The organism is Pseudoalteromonas sp. TAP-3C, from assembly GCF_059888565.1.
Map to the genome: position 1 here is coordinate 614,702 of NZ_CM187618.1, position 17,303 is coordinate 632,004.

Below are 17,303 nucleotides of genomic sequence, written 5' to 3' on the forward strand. Positions count from 1 at the left end.
CTGGGTCGTTTATGGCAAAACTACTGATAAAACATGTTGATCTGTCATTCCGCACCCTAAATCTGAATTAAATTAGTTCATTAAATGAGCGGTTGATCGAATTTTGTTAAAAAACACTTGACGGCGATCCCCATATTTGATCTATTACTCTCTTTTGAGAGCGCGTATTTATGTCTATCCCTTATGCCCAAAAACTCGAACACCACGGCTTAGTTGCTGGATTTTGTCACGATCTAGGTTTTGTCGATATTATTGATAACGCACTCGGTGGCGTGGCGCCTGAGCGCAACATCAGTTGTGGTCAATTAGTGTTGGCTATGGTGCTAAACGGCCTAGGTTTCACTGGCCGCACACTGCATATGTACAGCGAGTATTTTCAAGGCAAGCCGCTTGATAGATTAATTGGTGAAGGCGTAAAGTCCGAGCACATCAACGACGATGCGCTTGGTCGCTGTTTAGACACCTTATATGAATACGGCGTATCGAAGCTGTATCAGCAATTGGGTGAGGCGGTGGTAGAGAAATTAGGGTTACAAACCGAAGCTTTACACCTTGATTCAACAAGCTTTCATTACGATGGCAAAGCGACAAGCGAGCCTGATGATGGTGAACCAAAATCTATCCGTATCGCTAAAGGTTATTCGCGCGACCATCGCCCTGAGCTCAACCAAGTGATACTCAATCTTATCTGTGAGAACCAATCCGGCATACCGGTTTATATGAAGCCTGCCAGTGGCAACAGTAATGACATGGAAGGCTTTAAACAGATTGTAAAGGCGCATATTGGCAGTTTAAAAGCCGCGCAAGCCAGCCGCTATTTGGTGGCCGATGCCGCCTTGTATGTGCAAGAAACGATTGTAGATTTACATACTCAAGGCCAACTGTTCATTACGCGGGTACCGCAAACCCTCAAAGAAGCTAAAACCCTTGTTAAGCAAGCGCCTAACTTGAATTTCACCCCTATCTCACCAGGCTATGAAGGCGTGAGTTATGACAGTGAATACGGGGGGGTGAAACAAAAATGGCTACTCATTCGCAGTGAGCAGGCGTATAAGCGAGAGCAGCATAACCTGAACAAGCGTATGCTAAAAGCCGGAGAAGTTGCCCGCAAAAGCTTTAAAAAACTGTGCCAACAACGCTTCGCTTGCCAAAATGACGCACAAAGCGCCCTTATAAAATGGCGAGGTAAACAAGCGGTATGTGATGTGGATGCAAATGTTGTTGAAGTAGCCATTTTTAAGGGAGCAGGACGCCCTAAAGCAGGGCAGTTACCTGAGCGTATCGAATACCAGATTACGGGTGCATTATGCACACCACTGGCATCCAGAAAAGCCGCTTTACAACAACTGGGGTTATTTATTATTGCCACCAATGATGTTAGCGACCATCTTGATATGGCCAGCTTGCTGAGCAGGTACAAAGCGCAGCAAAACGTGGAAAAAGGCTTTCGATTCTTGAAAAGTCCCGACTTCCTTACGAGCGCTATTTACCTGAAAAAGCCTGAGCGCATTGAAGCGTTACTCATGGTAATGACTTGCTGCCTAATGGTGTACGCGGGGTTAGAGCACCAAATCCGTAAAACCTTGGTGGAGAAAGACTGCTACTTCCCCACGATGAAATACAAGCCGGGCCAACGCCCCACAGCACGCTGGGTGTTCCAGTGCTTCGAGCATATCATCATCATGTACATACCAGATAAACCACCCATAGTGGCGAATATGCAACCGCGCAATCAAACCATTGTTGATTGCTTGGGTGAAAAATATCAGCGGATTTATTCTTAAAATGGGTGCGGAAGATCGGGTTGATGCATTTGTTATATTTTATTACGCCATAGATCGTCATTGCTTTGCATTTTTAAACAGCCTTTTAATCCCCTGGGGGGGGGCAGTTCATAATCACTCATTCCTGAATTACACGCATGGAGGAACTTGCCTTAAGCAATATTTGAAATTTAAGTGGGGTGTTAAAACTATGCCGTAGTTTTTCGCAGTTACTTAGGTTGCTAAATTCTAGTTAGTTTAACATTAGAAGAAGTTTTTAATAAAAATGCTTAATGGGTAGCCAAATTAACTATGTCGCAATAATTGGCCATATTTAACTCTTCAGAATAAATCTACGAAGATCTCGTTCTTGCCGCATTACATGCAAAATATAAATTTTGTCGCTATCTATTTTATAAAAAATTCGACAAGGATTAACAGTAACTTCACGATAATTTAAGTTAATTAACCCTTTTGGCCTTTTACCTGACTCAGGACGGTCTTCTAACCTAGATATTTTATCAAATATTTTTTGAGTCAGGTTCTTAGCCGCAGAAAGATTACTTAAAGCAATATATTCTGCTATATCTTTTAAATCGTCAAGAGCTGATGATGTCCATACTATTTCAGCCATTTACTCATTTTCTCTTTTGCTTCTTGATTTGAAAATGTATGGCCATTTTTAATTGCTTGTTCACCGCGAGCAACGCCTTCAAGAATTGCCATTCGTTGCTGCATAAATTCATAATCTTCAACATCGACTAAATACGCAGATGGTTGACCATGTTCAGTAATTAACACTGGCTCTTTAGATATATGAAGCTCCGCTAAAATTTTAGTGGCTTGACGTTTAAGCGTTGTAACAAGTTCAACTCTCATGAGAGATCCTATCTAAACATTAAGTAATGTATCACAATAGTATCACATAAATTTGAGGTTACAACTAACGCCAAACTAGAAAAATAAAAGGACAGGCATATATTTTTGTCAAAAAATTAAGTACTTCTTTCAATGTAATAAACCAGACCATTATTTTTACACACGGTTTGTTACAGTATTTAGATTTTAATTGTTTGAAAGAGTTTTAGGCAAAGCTAGGTGATTAATTTTGTTGAAGAATCTATTTTTTAATTACTGATGTACTGATGAAAAACGCTGCTAACCTGCAGCTTTATACCATTTTACCTCGTTGCTGGCGGCGTGCTGCCTGAAACGTTGAATTGATTCAAGCCATCGCGCCTCTTCTATATTTAAACTGAGGAGCACTCTTGGCGTAAGCTTTGCTGATATGCCCCTTTTTCTTTGGATCTATGTGGCGGCCGCTCCAGTCTACTAATTCAATATAATCCAGTAAGTTAAAGGGGATCGCTTATTTAGTGTGGTTACCCCGAGCAGCGCCTCAACGAAACCTAACCATACCACAAAACCCAATAATGGAATGTAAAAATGCCACACGTTGGGAATCTGTCTTAAACGCTTTATTATGTGTTTGGTTACGCAAGAGCCCTGATCACCGCTTGAGGATCTTTAGCGAGCACATTCAGTAGCACCAATGCAGGACCTCTTGGAGTTCTGTCTCCACGTTCCCAGTGACGCAATGTGCCAAGGCTGATACCAAAAGTAGATGCAAATTCAGCTTGTGTCATTGCAACATTATTACGCACAGCTTTTACGTCAACAGGGTCAAACTTATGGACAGTCGCCCCTTTAGTATCACCTTCGGCAAAATCAATGGCTTCCATTAGACCTTGTTGGATACTTTCAAATGCATTAGTCATGATTGCCTCCTGTTACTGTCTGCAAGTATTTTGGTTAGTTTACTAAGAACATTACATTCAGCTTTAGATAGATTTGCTTTCTCATTTTTACCAAATAGAGAAAGCATAAACAGTGGTATTTCTTCACTGTGGTAGTAATAAATGACTCTCACACCACCAATTTTTTCCACCGCCCTCTTTTGCCCATCTTAGCTTACGGACTCCACCTGTACCTTGCATTTCCTACTAATATAAAGCGCATAATGAGTAGTGTGAGGGCTGGAGGAGACCTCCGGCCACCCGATTATATTTTTTATGCCACTGCAAAGTTTACTGGGTGGACATTTGTTAAATTGATTTGTTGTTTAGCGTGCCAAAGATCATAGTTATCTTGCATTGATAACCAGCTCTCTGGTGTTCTACCGATTGCTTTAGACAAGCGAAGTGCCATTTCAGGTGATATCGCACTTTGACCTTTAAGAACTCGATTTAGAGTCGATGAAGCAACATCTAACTGTTTAGCTAAGTAACGACAACTAAAGCCGGCAGGTTCAAGGTAAACATCATAAATAAACTCGCCTGGGTGTGGTGGGTTATACATAGTCATTAGTGATAGTCCTCATAATTGAGAATAAAAGCATTTCCATCGATAAATTCGAAAGTAATGCGCCAATTACCATTTACAGTAATAGACCAAATCCCGTCACGCTCCCCTTTTAGAGCATGCAATTTAAAACCGGGTAAATTGATGTCATCAATTACTTGCGCGGTATCTATTGCTGTAAGTTGCATACGTAATTTACGTTCATGCTTTGCCTGAATTCCAGCTACACTTCCTGTTTGGAAGTATTTCTTGAGGCCTTTATGTTTGAAAGACTTAATCATCAAACAAGTATAGCGTGATGCGCATCACTCGTCGATGAAAATATAACACCCATTTAACTGTGCAAAACGTATGTGCAAAACGCTGCTAACCTGCACCTTTATACCATTTTACATCGTTGCTGGCGGCGTGCTGCTTTAATCGTTGTTTACTGCCTGCAAAATTTGTTTGCTGATATGTCCTTTTTTCTTTCGATCTATGTGGTGGCCACTCCAGTCTACTAATTCAATGTAATCCAGTAAATTAAAGGGGATCGCCTCTTTGATGTGGCTACCGCCAAATGGCTTTAGCTGTGCTGGTTGACTTTCATGCTGAATATTATCTTTTGGAGAATCAACGAGGTCACCCATTAGAAAGTTCCGGTCAAGCAGACAGCCGTGTTTTCTTGATCTTTTTAGTCAAAAAACCAAGTGCTCTTATTTTTTAAACTCAATTTAAATATGGCTATACATCCAGTAATGACGTCGATTGGTGTGAATATGCACCAGTCACCCATATGAATTAAGGCGGTTTAATAAGCATCATTGATGATTAATTAAGGCCCTTGGCTTTCGCCTCAGTCATCGTTTAGTGCCAATATCAGTCCAGTTTTTGGCAGTGTGTATGCACTGCGCAATAACAAATCAGTGGTTTATGTTTTCACATAACCAACCCTTTATGGCTCAGATATTGGGCATATCCAACATTTAAATTTGAGCGGTTAACGTGCAGGCTCAATCAGATCTGATGGTTTTACCAACCCTATTATTAACTCAACACGTTAACCTAATTCATTGTATAGCCGTTAAGAAAAAGCCTTGTGTTCATCAAATGGCACATTGTCTTTAAGCACGTGATAACACGCTCTTGCAAGCTTATGCGCAACGGTTTTAATCGCGACTACGTTGTTTGTTTTAGCTAGTTTACGTTGATAATATTTTTTGATTGTTGGGTTATATCTGATGGCAAAATTAGCCGCCTCAGTAAACGCCCAGGATAAATAACGATTACCATTCTTTTGATTTGTAGCGCCTTTCTTTTTCCCATTGCTGTATTTTGCCCCTTTAACGCAGCGGCAATACGAAGAAAAATTACCTGGGCTATCAAAACGGTTAATCGTGCCTGTTTCTAACATTATCGTTAGCGCTAATATATTGCCAATTCCATCGATACTGATTAGGTTTATAAACTCAGGGGAGAGTGACATTTGTTTTAAAATCGCCCCCTCTATTGCATTGATCTGCTGTTGAGCACAACGTATTAATGAGAGGTTAGAAATGACTGCCAGCGCCGTGTTTATTGAACTAAAATCTGCATTCACTTGCTCAACATCCACGCCTTTTCTGATAGCAGCCATTTGCTTTATTTTGTTGCTGCTGAGCTTGTAGCCAAGATGTCGTATATAACAACTTTGCACTGATAATACGTTTTTAGTGGACTGTTGAACAATGTCCATTCGTTTACGCATTAAGTCGCGAACAGCCCTGGGTTCACGCGAGTAAATATAGCCCTCAGGCAGAATATTTAGACGTAGCATTTCAGCCAGCCAGCGTGCATCACTATGGTCATCAGCATATTTTAAGCCTGAATATTGTTGAATTGCAGCGGGGTTTGCTAAGTGAAGTTTAAACTCAGCATCCATTAATGCATCAACTAACCAATACCAATTAAAGGTTGATTCAACAGCAAGCCCTGATAGCGTGTCTTTATAAGGGGTTAGAAAAGATAAAATGACAGACATATCATTATTTAAACGCTTAGTGTTAAGCGTTTCACCTTGTTCATTAATGATAGCAATAACACTATTATTTGAATGCAAGTCAATTCCACCATATAGTTTCATACTAAGCTCCTCGAGGTACAGTTTATGTTTTGTTCAACACAACTGTATCGAAATACTCGAGGAGCTTTCTATATGATTATCAGGTCTTGCATCTTGCCTTTTACGATAAGAAGCAAAAAGAAAGACCTGACCCTGACGAATCCCCACAATTTGATAATATAAATCAATAAGATAATGTAAAAAATAGTTGAAGTGCACAGCCAATTTTGATCTTATATGTTTTTTCCAACCAAAGAAATTACAAAGTAAATCGACTATGCACTTGAGTAAATTATTACATAAAACATTTTCTAATACAGCGGGTATTATTGATAAGCGTAACCACTGCACATTAATGAAAGCGGTAGAAACACTCTGCCAACATAAGTTCTTATCCATTGCTGCTTTAGGGCGAAAACTAAAGAGCAACGCGAAGGTTAAACACACTATTAAACGAATGGATAGGTTATTTGGCAACCCTCGCGTCCAGCACTCCCGCAACCACTATTACCAAGAAATCACTCGCCGCGTAATTGGTCAAATTAGACGTCCATGCGTGACGATTGATTGGTCTGGGTTAACACCCTGTGGCGAGTTTCATTTATTACGGGCAGCAGTCCCAGTTAAAGGTCGAGCAATGACAATCTATGAGCAAAGTTTTCGTGAATGTGAATACATGAAGCAAAGCGTGCATAAGGATTTCCTCAAAACACTTAAATCAATATTGCCTTCTGAGTGCAAGCCGATCATCGTTACCGATGCAGGATTTCGCAATCCTTGGTTTAAGTTAGTGCTTAAATTTGGTTGGGATTTTGTAGGCAGAGTGAGGCATCAAACACAATATCAAAAGCCAGAAGATGATACATGTTGGTCACCAGTCAAAACACTTTACTCAAAAGCAACTGCAAGACCCGCTTATTTATTTGAAACACAACTCGCTAAAGCCAATTCATTGAGTGGTCACTTTTACTTATTTAAATCAAAACCTAAACAAAGAAAGAAGAAAAATCTTCGAGGAAAAACTATTCGCAGCAGCGTAAGCTTGAAACATGCTAAAGGTGCGACGGAGCCATGGTTATTATTTACCTCATTGTGCAATATTAATTATTCAGCACAAGATATTGTTAAAATTTACAGTCAACGAATGCAAATAGAAGAGTCCTTTAGAGACTTAAAAAACACAAGTAATGGCTTGAACTTACGTCATTGTCGTAGCTATGAAAAAGGCCGCTTGAATGTCGCATTATTGATTGCATTAATTGCTAATTTTATCCTTTGGCTAGCAGGTTTAACGGCAAAAATATTGAATGTGCATAGAAGCTTTCAGGCGAATACGATAAAGGATAGAAACGTGCTGTCTTGTTTTAGTTTAGGAACGCAATACTTCGAAAAATTTGGCTATAAAATAAAATTGAAAACGTTTTTAGAAGCACTCAATCAATTAAATAAGGATTGCCGTGAGTGCTTGTAGCTTGGATAAAAAATGTGGGGATCCCTCAGGATTTGACCTCTTTATTGATCTTATCTGTGAAGTCAAGATTTGACCCCTTTGCTTTTGTGTGAAGTCAAGATTTGACCCCTTTGCTTTCCTTTGCTTTTGTGTGAAGTCAAGATTTGACCCCTTTGCTTTCACAGACCCCTTTGCTTTCATTACCCGAACTTGGTTTAAAGATTAAATAATTAATGGGTTTATTATCCATACAAGTCAATTAACTCACTCGCGTTGCTCGTTGGGACGCATACACGCGGGGCGGCTTCGCCATTATAACCCCGCGTGCCTGCGCCCGTTATTGAAAAGTTAGCCGTAGTAGTTTGACATTAAGCTAAAATCGTTCCATAATTCAACTGTAGTCAGTGGCGGTAGGAGCACCCCACGTAAAAAACTGAAGCATCCAAACAGAATGTTGTGGCGGTAGGAGCACCCCACGTAAAAAACTGAAGCATCCAAACAGAATGTTGTGGCGGTAGGAGCACCCCACGTAAAAAACTGAAGCATCCAAACAGAATTGACTACCGAAAGCCTCCGTAAGGAGGTTTTTTCGTTTTGGGGACATATATTTTGCAATTAAAAAAATTAGATAACTCATTTTATGTCGAACATTCGAATTTAAAAGAAGCATTAGATAACCATAACGGTAGCTGGACTCAAGGCAAAGTGCGAGGGTATGGTATTGTTATTATAACAATCAACAGTTTATCTTTTGCCATTCCTCTACGTTCAAATATCAAACATAAATCATCGTATATTACTGTAAAGTCTAATCAAGCCAATATTGAAGGTAAAGGGCTAGATTTTACTAAAGCACTTTTGATTACTGACCAGAAATACATCTCAAATCTGCCCTTCAAAATATCAGCGAGCGAGCATAAAAAGCTCGCTGATAAAGAGTATTATATTACAAATAAATTTGAAAAATATGTTTCAAAATATCTTATTGCAATTCAAAATTCAGATGAAAATATTCTAAAAAGTGTGAATTACCGTTTCTCAACTCTTTGCAACTATCACAAAGAACTGGGTCTCAAATAAGGCTAACAAGCAGCTCCACCGGACTCCGTAATGTTGGCATCTTTTGCGCAAAGGAACGCGCAATAGCCGCCAACATTACTCCACCGGTGAGCTGAACGTTGTGCCAATGTCTGCAATTGGCACAAATCGGCTATTCACCGCCAGATTTGATTCAACTCTAAAATTCGAATTTGGCAGATCAAGTTAAGACTTATTCAATATAGGTGTTCAGTTTTAGTTATCAGCTATCAGTAAGAAAGAGCCCAAAATGGCGTTAAATTTAGCGCCGTGGTTTGCTAAAAAGTGTAAATATTGACTTGCTTATTCTACGTAATTGATAATTTTGCTTAAACCTTAAACCTTAAACCTTAAACCTTAAACCTTGAACCTTGAACCTTGAACCTTGAACCTTGAACCTTGAACCTTGAACCTTGAACCTTGAACCTTGAACCTTGAACCTTGAACCTTGAACCTTGAACCTTGAACCTTGAACCTTGAACCTTGAACCTTGAACCTTGAACCCCGAACCCCGAACCCCGAAATTAAGCTATCAGTTTCTCCGCAATATTTAATTCCATAGTGGCTTTTAACAACCGATATAAATTTATTGACGCGTCTATTTCTTCTTTACGGTTGGTTAAGCTTTCAATATTTAAGCCGAGCGGCACACCTAAGTGGGCACAGCTTTTAAGGATTGAATCGAGGTTTTCGCGACAAATACGCACTGATTCGCTTAAGGTGTTATCTGCATCAAGCATGCGCCATTTAGTGGCCTCTGGTACCGAAATGCCCAACCACTGCATAAACTCCAAGGTTTTTTCACCACCACACGGGGTAAAGGTTAATATAATTCGATTAGGTGTCAGGCCTTGTGCTTTGCATGTGCGCGCATAACTGGTGATTAAATCAGTGGTGGCTTGTGCGTTGTACACCGCTTGAGAGATAAAAAACTGGCACCCTTGTGCTGTTTTTTCTATTAAGCGTTGGTGCTCATTGCGCTTATTGGCATGGCGCTCTGCAATGGTTACACCACCTAAAAAGAAGTCTTCAGACTGCTCTGCCAATGTTTTGTATGCATTTGGTAAGCTCAGCTTTATATCACCCGCTGATGACGGACTACCGACTAACACCACGTTTTTTAAATCGTAATCGTTTTTAGTTTCATCTAACCACGCTTTAAACTCACTCACACCGCGCTGAGCTACACTTTTATAGGTAATTACATCAAGATCAGATAAGCCACGTAACAGTTGACTGTACTCGCGCGGATCAACTGTTTGCTTAAATGCAAATGGGCGAGCTTGTTCAGTTCGGCTACTTTCATCTTGAATGTCGTAGATTATTACGCCGTCATACTCAATTTCGTGTAAACGGCCTAATAACTTTTCGGCAATGACTTTTAATTGCGCTTTATCAGTCCCAATTTTTGGCGGTGTTGTGCCAATAAGGTAAACACCCTGATTAGCGTCTTCTATTTTTTCTTGAAGTGATAAAGCCATAATCCTCATTCCAGCTTAGTGTGTGGTGATGGATTTAATATAGCAGCCATTTAGACGTCTAGATAGATTTATTTATTGAAAGTTTCTCAACTAACGTGAATTATTTTCATAGTTAAACCTAAAAAGAGTAAAAAACTGACACAGTTGTTTACATAATTAATAGGCTTAGGGCTCTTATATTTAATTACCAGGGCAAACGGGTTGATTTTATACAGTTAGCCCAACGGTTAGCACTTTCATCATATAAACATTATCCCAACCCGCTTTCAAGCGCTTGCTTTTCACTCCAACCTTTGCACTTTTTTCGTTCTTCAATAGATTAAGTGCTATTTTATTAATTAACGCGATGTTTTGAGCTGCATACCCACTGCGTAAACGGTTTTGGTCTTCATTAAAGCTAACGTCGAGTTGCCAATGTAATTTATTCTCCACATGCCAATGACTACGGATAGCATCAGCAATAAATGCAGCGTCTTTATCTTTATGGCTACTAAGATAATACCGCTTCTCATTCGAACTTACACCATTTACCTCTCGTGTTGAGCATATTACGGCAATACTTTTTAAGCTTTTCCATCGTGGATGTCGTGCTACCAACCAATCTACTTCTGTCGTTAACCAAACCTCTCTATTTTCTATTCGCCCGTGATCACCATTTAGTGAACGATGCACGCTGTGTGGGATATTTTTAAATTGCGTGTTGAGCTGGGTATCTAAATGTAGTTTAACGTCATCATAAATCTCCCCTTGATTCCCCTTAAGTCCAAGCACATAGTTACCCTCGTTAGAGATTATTTGCTCACCGATTTTATACTGGCATCCCATGGCATCTGTTGTAATTGTTGCTCCTTTTATGTCAAGGAGCTCAAGCAAAATGGGGATAGCGGTTATTTCATTCGATTTATCAGCAACCTTAACTTGTCCTAAACAAAAATTATTCTCAACAGACCATGCACTGACTAAGTGAGTTGCGGGCATACCTGAGGCTTTATCTAATGTACGGCGCATTACTTTACCATCCAGAGCAATCACTCCTTCTTTATTCTTACTTATTTCAGTGACCCATTTGGTAAATGCGCTATTAAATTCAGTTGGGTTGAGGCGATTGAGTACGTCATTAAAAGTGTCATGACTAGGAATACCATTTTTCAGGTCTAAAAATTTCCGTAACCACTTTACTTTTGACTTTCCGTATTCTTCTATCTCGTTAAAATTATTGCAACCGCTGATAATAGCGCAAATAGCGATACTCAGAATATTAATAAGTGGATGGCGGACACTGGCAGAGTTTCTTGGATCGGTTAGTTGATTAAAAGCTTGGCTGATAGTCGTTTCTTTCATGTTTTGTACAGGCAAAGACTATTATAAACCACGATCATTAGGATCGGTCAAATGATCAAAAAGTACTTGTATGTTTTTTACCCGTTTGCCCTGATTTAATTACTTTACGGCATACTTAGCGTAGTACGTTATTATTTTAAGTAACCAATATATTTGCTCAATTTAAAAAGGGATAACAATGAAATTTAAATTACTGGCAACCAGTCTAGCGGTATCGCTGGCGTTAACGGGTTGTGCAATGCAGCAAAGTCAAAACACGCAAACAGCGGCTCAACAAGAACAAGTTAATAAAGGGGATGAGCGTGTTTTTTCACAAGATTACCTAATAGAGGAGCTAGATAACGGCTTGCGCGTTATGGTAGTTAAAACCGATTACCCCGATGTCGTATCGCTACAAATACCTGTCTCTGTTGGCTCGCGTAATGAAGTGGAAGCGGGTAAAACTGGGTTTGCTCACTTTTTTGAACACATGATGTTTAAAGGTTCTGAAAAATTTCCGCAAGAGGTATATTCAGATATCTTAAAAAATTCTGGAGTTGATAACCGTGCCTACACAACCAACGATTACACTAACTATCACTTAAATTTTTCAAAACAACACCTTGATAAAGTACTTGAAATTGAAGCGGATATATTTCAAAACCTAAGTTATACCGAGGAGCAATTTAGAACCGAGGCGCTTACCGTTAAAGGCGAGTATTTAAAAAATAACGCCAGTCCAATTCGTAAATTGTTAAGCGCGGTGCGCCAAGAAGCGTTCGATAAACATACCTATAAACACACTACTATGGGCTTTTTTGAAGATATTGAAGCCATGCCAGATCAAATGGCCTACGGTAAAGAATTTTTTGCTAAGTTTTATAAGCCTGAATATGTATCGCTGGTGATTGTTGGTGATGTTGAGCCAAAAGAGACCATGGCGATGGTTAAAAAGCACTGGGGTAACTGGAAAAAGGGCGACTATGTTGCTGATATTCCAAAAGAGCCCGTTCAACAAGCGCCAAAATATGTGCATCAGCAAAACGAGGGATTACCTGGGCATTGGTTACTGGTTTCGTATAAAGGCGCTGCATGGGAGCCACAGAAAAAAGACAGAGCCGCATTAGATTTACTGTCGCAGCTTTATTTTTCGAGCAATTCAGATGTTTACCAAGAGCTGGTAGTAGAAAAGCAAATAGCGAGTCAAATGTTTACCTATAACCCAGAGACTAAAGATCCAGGGTTACTGCATGTATTTGTAAAAGTAGAAAATGCCGATGATTTAGCCACAGTGCGTGACGCCATTAACCGTACGTATGCCAAAGCGCGTACCGAGTTGGTTGATAGCCAAAAACTCAGCGATTTAAAGTCTAACCTTAAATACAGCTTTATAAATGGTTTAGATTCATCGCAAGCAATTGCCTCTACACTTGCCAGCTATATGCATTTTGAGCGCGATCCTGAGGTGATTAATCAGCTGTATAAATCGGCAGACAACATCACTAGCGAAGATATTAGAGCCGTTGCAAATAAGTATTTTGTGGATAATGCCCGCACCACAATTACTATGTCGGCACTTGATAAAGCCCCAGGTTTTGAGCAAGAAAACGATTTAAATGCCTTGGTAGCCAAGTATCAGCAAGTACCGAGTAAGCCAATCTTTAAAGTGCTTGATAAAACCAATAGCTCGCCGTTAATCGATATTAACTTATTATTTAATACCGGTGCCGCTGCCGATCCGCAGGGTAAAAAAGGGGTTGCTGCACTGACTGCTGCAATGCTGGCGCAAGGTGGCTCAACGTCAATGAGTTACAAAGATATTAAAAAGGCAATGTACCCGCTGGCGGGTAGTTTTGGGTATCAAATAGATAAAGAAATGCTGTCGTTCCAAGGGCGTATTCATAAAGATAATGCAGCTCAGTGGTATGCCTTAGTGAGTGAGCAGCTGTTAAGCCCAGGCTTTAGAGACGATGACTTTAAGCGTCTGAAAAAAGACATGATCGATGGCATTAAGTCGGGTTTAAAAGCCTCTAATGACGAAGAGTTAGGTAAAGAGGTACTCTACAGTGTGCTTTATAAAGGTCACCCTTATGAAAGCTATAACTACGGTGACTTATCAGATTTAGAAGCGCTCACCCTTGATGATGTTAAAGCGTTTTATAACAGTGAGCTTACACAAGCTAAACTTACTGTGGGTTTAATTGGTGCTGTGCCTGAAAAACTTAAAGCACAGATGTTAGCTGACTTAGCGACACTTCCAAAAGGCGAACAAAGCCGCTTAACAATCCCTGATGCGCCAGTGCTTAAAGGTCATCATGCAACGATTGTTGAAAAGTCAGCGCAATCAACGGCTGTGTCGTTCGGCTTTCCTATTGATACCATTCGTAGCAGCGAAGACTGGACCGCTTTGTGGCTAGTGCGCTCTTACTTTGGCGAGCACCGTAGTTCTAACAGTTATTTATATGAACGTATTCGTCAAACGCGCGGTATGAACTATGGTGATTATGCATACATAGAGTACTTCCCACGGGGTATGTTTCAAACTAAACCGGATGCAAACTTAGGCCGCTCGGAGCAAATTTTCCAAGTGTGGTTGCGTCCACTGCGCTCAAACAACGATGCGCATTTTGCTACCCGTACCGCATTATTTGAGCTAGATAAGCTAATTAAAAATGGTATGACCGAGGCAGATTTTGAAGCCACACGTAACTTTTTAATTAACTTTGTGCCACAAATGGTTGCTAGTCAAAATCGCCAGTTAGGTTATGCACTCGATAGCGAGTTTTATAACACCGATAGTTTTGTAAGCTATGTAACAAACAAGCTTAAAACATTAAGCGTTGAAGATGTAAATCGCGTGATTAAAGACAATCTACAAACCGATGATATTCATTATGTGTTTGTAACCGGTGATGGCGCTGATATGCAAAAGCGTTTAGCATCTATGCAAACCTCGCCCATGGTGTATAACACCGATAAGCCTGCCGAGTTAGTGGCTGAAGATAAAGTCATTGCTGATTATAAATTAGCTATACCTGCAAAAAATATTGAAGTAATGAAGGTTGATAAAGTATTTCAATAATTTAAGTTCTTAAGTATAAAAAAATGCCCCTGTGCAGTAAGCATTGGGGCATTTTTATATTTTAGGTTGTAAATACTAGTTACTTACTAAAAGTACTGAGGCTGCGCCAAGAGCAAAACTAACTACCGAGCTAATAATCAAACCTGCGATAAAACTTTTAGATGGACTGTTATTAACATCATTTTGGTTGGTTTCATCAAGCTTAATAAATAGTTAAATCAGCCTAACTGTCATATGACATGACTTTAAAAAAGTAATATATACTCAAAACTTAACTGGTTATATTTAATAACTAGAACAAATAACAAAGGGATTAACACCTAGGTGGTAAATCCGTTAGAATTGACGCCAGGCTCTTTGTACTAACTTAAGGCATTATTATGCGTCATGAAATTTGGCAACAGCTTCGCAGCGAAGCAAATGAAGTAGTAACTCGTGAACCCCTTTTAGCAAGCCATGTGTATTCATGTATTTTAAACCACGAATGTTTGGGTTCGGCATTAAGTTTTATTGTTGCTAATAAGTTAGCTGATGCTGTGGTATCTGCTTTTACAATACGCGAATTATTTGACCAAGCTTTTGTAAAATGCGAGCGTATGCTAACGCATGTTGCTCACGATATTAAAGCAGTAAAAGACCGTGATCCTGCAGCTGAAACTTACCTTACTGTGATTTTAAACTTAAAGGGATTTCACGCGATACAAGCGCATCGTTTAGCGCACTGCTTATGGCAACAAAATCGCAAAGAGCTGGCGCGCTTTATTCAAAGTCGTACCTCTGAGGTGTTTGGGGTTGATATTCACCCTGCCTGCCAAGTGGGTCAAGGCATCATGTTTGACCATGCCACGGGTATTGTTATTGGTGAAACTGCCGTTATTGAAGATAATGTATCAATATTACAATCGGTTACATTAGGTGGTACGGGTAACGAGCAAGGTGATCGCCATCCTAAAATTAGAGCAGGCGTACTTATTGGTGCGGGCGCTAAAGTGTTGGGTAATATTGAAGTGGGCGAGGGCGCACGTATTGGCGCAGGCTCTGTGGTATTAAGCCCAGTACCGCCTCATACCACCGCGGTGGGTGTGCCTGCAAAAATTATTGGCCGTCCAGATTGTGAGTGCCCAGCAGAGAGTATGAATCAAAATTTTTTGGAGTACTCAGAACCAGAAAACGAATCGCATACTAGTGCTATGCTCTAAAAATAAAAGTTAAAAGGAATTAATTATGTTGTTTATTACAGCGCTTTAAGTTACCTGTGACGCTATATTGCCATCGCCAAGTTCTGTAATTAACACATCGCCTTTTTTAACTTCTTTAGCAGATTTAATAACTTTGCCTTGTGCTGTTTTAGTTATGCTGTAGCCGCGCGCCAATACATTAAGCGGGCTTACCGAATCAAGTCGACTTGCTTGCAAGGCCAGAGTGTTATTTGCTTGTTGTAATTGCTGCTGCATCGCTTGGTGTAACCTTGCATGTAGCTGGGCTAACTGATGGCTTGCTCGTGAGAGCTTTTTATCAGGAGATTGACGCATTAGTCTGGGTGTTAAATTAACTAACACGCGTTCTTGCTGGTATAAACGCTGACGCATTGCCTGTTGCAGTGCAATACTCAACTCATCTAAGCGTTGTGATTTTTGGTTTAGCTGATTGCGCGGGTGGCATAAATTTAAGCGGTGCTGCAACTGTATGGCCAGTGCACGTTTATCGGCAATGTCATGTTTAAATGCATTCGCTAAACGGCTAATTAACTGATTAACCTTATTGTGCAGCTCTTGTGTATTGGGGCTTACTAGCTCAGCTGCGGCAGATGGCGTTGGAGCGCGTACATCGGCTACGTAATCACTTATGGTGGTGTCTATTTCATGGCCAACAGCGCTAATAATAGGCAATGAGCTTTGATAAATAGCACGAGCAAGTTGTTCATGGTTAAAGCACCATAAATCCTCTAATGAACCACCGCCACGCCCGAGTATGATAACGTCGACTTCGTTACGACGATTTGCTAGTTCTATTTGCTTGATTAAGTGACCATGCGCTTCTTTGCCTTGCACCATCGCAGGGTAAATAACGACTTCTAATTGCGGCGCTCGTCGTTTTAGCACTGTTAAAATATCTTTAATTGCGGCGCCTGTAGGTGAGGTGATCACCCCTATGCGATTTATGTTTTGGGGTAGGGGTTTTTTATAAGCGGAGCTAAATAAGCCCTCTGCAGCCAAACGCATTTTTAGCGCGTCAAACTCAAGCTTTAGTTGCCCTTCACCCGCAGGCTCCATATGTTCAACAATTAGCTGGTAATCGCCACGAGGTTCGTACAAAGATACCCGAGCCTTAACCGTTACTTGTGCGCCATTTATCGGGCGGTAACTTTGATTACGATTATTACCGCGCCACATGGCGGCTTTTATTTGCGCTTTATCGTCTTTTAACGAAAAATACCAATGCCCAGATGCAGGTGCAATAAAATTAGAGATTTCACCGGTTAATACTAAAGAGGCAAAACCTTGCTCAAGCACAGAACGAATTTCTCGGTTGAGTCGCGATACGGTGTAAATGGCTTGCGAGGGCTTAGAAAACATAAAAAACAACCTAAAACTATTTAGAAAGCGAGTCTATCATAAATAAATACAAAATATTATTTACTAGTGCCTACAACGCTGTTAAAATTTGGTCGCAATTCCTTATCTTAGAT

At 40.2% G+C, this 17,303-nt stretch carries 14 protein-coding genes and 2 pseudogenes; 5 read left to right on the forward strand and 11 right to left on the reverse strand.

Translation table 11 applies throughout. The features are described from left to right. Positions 1 to 170 precede the first annotated feature (170 nt). The gene (locus tag AC6H44_RS02840) at positions 171 to 1,784 is read left to right on the forward strand and encodes an IS1634 family transposase (protein WP_500737386.1); all 1,614 of its coding nucleotides are present in this window, start codon (positions 171 to 173) and stop codon (positions 1,782 to 1,784) included. 313 nt (positions 1,785 to 2,097) lie between these two features. On the opposite strand, the gene AC6H44_RS02845 is transcribed toward AC6H44_RS02840, so the two are convergent. From AC6H44_RS02845 to AC6H44_RS02880, 8 genes and pseudogenes are all read right to left on the reverse strand, one after another. Beyond that, positions 2,098 to 2,397, reverse strand: a complete 300-nt coding sequence (locus AC6H44_RS02845) for a type II toxin-antitoxin system RelE/ParE family toxin (protein WP_500737387.1) — start codon at positions 2,395 to 2,397, stop codon at positions 2,098 to 2,100. Continuing rightward, positions 2,385 to 2,642 carry a type II toxin-antitoxin system Phd/YefM family antitoxin gene (locus AC6H44_RS02850; protein WP_500737388.1) on the reverse strand — a complete coding sequence of 86 codons (258 nt, stop codon included), beginning with the start codon at positions 2,640 to 2,642 and terminating at the stop codon, positions 2,385 to 2,387. The genes AC6H44_RS02845 and AC6H44_RS02850 overlap by 13 nt, the downstream gene beginning before the upstream one ends. A 279-nt stretch (positions 2,643 to 2,921) precedes the next feature. Continuing rightward, positions 2,922 to 3,150, reverse strand: a pseudogene (locus AC6H44_RS02855) (alpha-amylase family glycosyl hydrolase); the annotation flags it as partial. Positions 3,151 to 3,256: 106 nt separating this feature from the next. Beyond that, complete coding sequence (gene nadS / locus AC6H44_RS02860; RefSeq protein ID WP_500737390.1) at positions 3,257 to 3,541, reverse strand: NadS family protein; 285 nt, start codon at positions 3,539 to 3,541, stop codon at positions 3,257 to 3,259. Positions 3,542 to 3,833: 292 nt separating this feature from the next. Beyond that, complete coding sequence (locus tag AC6H44_RS02865) at positions 3,834 to 4,127, reverse strand: HigA family addiction module antitoxin (RefSeq protein ID WP_500737391.1); 294 nt, start codon at positions 4,125 to 4,127, stop codon at positions 3,834 to 3,836. Next, complete coding sequence (locus AC6H44_RS02870; RefSeq protein ID WP_500737392.1) at positions 4,127 to 4,405, reverse strand: type II toxin-antitoxin system RelE/ParE family toxin; 279 nt, start codon at positions 4,403 to 4,405, stop codon at positions 4,127 to 4,129. Before AC6H44_RS02870 ends, AC6H44_RS02865 begins: the two co-directional genes overlap by 1 nt. A gap of 85 nt (positions 4,406 to 4,490) precedes the next feature. Next, positions 4,491 to 4,729: pseudogene (locus tag AC6H44_RS02875) on the reverse strand (alpha-amylase family glycosyl hydrolase); the annotation flags it as partial. A gap of 458 nt (positions 4,730 to 5,187) precedes the next feature. Beyond that, a complete protein-coding gene (locus AC6H44_RS02880; RefSeq protein ID WP_500737393.1) occupies positions 5,188 to 6,225 on the reverse strand; it encodes an IS110 family RNA-guided transposase in 1,038 nt (345 codons plus the stop codon). A 256-nt stretch (positions 6,226 to 6,481) separates the two neighbouring features. On the opposite strand from AC6H44_RS02880, the gene AC6H44_RS02885 reads away from it, so the two are divergent. Further along, positions 6,482 to 7,675, forward strand: coding sequence for an IS4 family transposase (locus AC6H44_RS02885; RefSeq protein ID WP_500737382.1), 1,194 nt, complete (start codon positions 6,482 to 6,484; stop codon positions 7,673 to 7,675). A gap of 588 nt (positions 7,676 to 8,263) precedes the next feature. Further along, a complete protein-coding gene (gene tenpIN, locus AC6H44_RS02890; protein WP_500737394.1) occupies positions 8,264 to 8,734 on the forward strand; it encodes a type III toxin-antitoxin system TenpIN family toxin in 471 nt (156 codons plus the stop codon). Positions 8,735 to 9,255: 521 nt separating this feature from the next. On the opposite strand, the gene AC6H44_RS02895 is transcribed toward tenpIN, so the two are convergent. Further along, complete coding sequence (locus AC6H44_RS02895) at positions 9,256 to 10,212, reverse strand: methylenetetrahydrofolate reductase (RefSeq protein ID WP_500737395.1); 957 nt, start codon at positions 10,210 to 10,212, stop codon at positions 9,256 to 9,258. A 207-nt stretch (positions 10,213 to 10,419) separates the two neighbouring features. Then, a complete protein-coding gene (locus tag AC6H44_RS02900) occupies positions 10,420 to 11,553 on the reverse strand; it encodes an ISAs1 family transposase (RefSeq protein ID WP_500737093.1) in 1,134 nt (377 codons plus the stop codon). Positions 11,554 to 11,731: 178 nt separating this feature from the next. Here AC6H44_RS02900 and AC6H44_RS02905 point away from each other — a divergent pair, with 178 nt between their 5' ends. Next, positions 11,732 to 14,614, forward strand: a complete 2,883-nt coding sequence (locus tag AC6H44_RS02905; protein WP_500737397.1) for a M16 family metallopeptidase — start codon at positions 11,732 to 11,734, stop codon at positions 14,612 to 14,614. A gap of 380 nt (positions 14,615 to 14,994) precedes the next feature. Then, positions 14,995 to 15,813 (forward strand): serine O-acetyltransferase, encoded by an 819-nt coding sequence (gene cysE / locus AC6H44_RS02910; protein WP_500737399.1) that lies wholly within the window; start codon positions 14,995 to 14,997, stop codon positions 15,811 to 15,813. Between the two features lie 45 nt (positions 15,814 to 15,858). Here the strand turns inward: cysE and xseA are convergent, their stop codons facing one another. Beyond that, the gene (xseA, locus tag AC6H44_RS02915; RefSeq protein WP_500737400.1) at positions 15,859 to 17,190 is read right to left on the reverse strand and encodes an exodeoxyribonuclease VII large subunit; all 1,332 of its coding nucleotides are present in this window, start codon (positions 17,188 to 17,190) and stop codon (positions 15,859 to 15,861) included. Between the last annotated feature and the right edge of the window lie 113 nt (positions 17,191 to 17,303).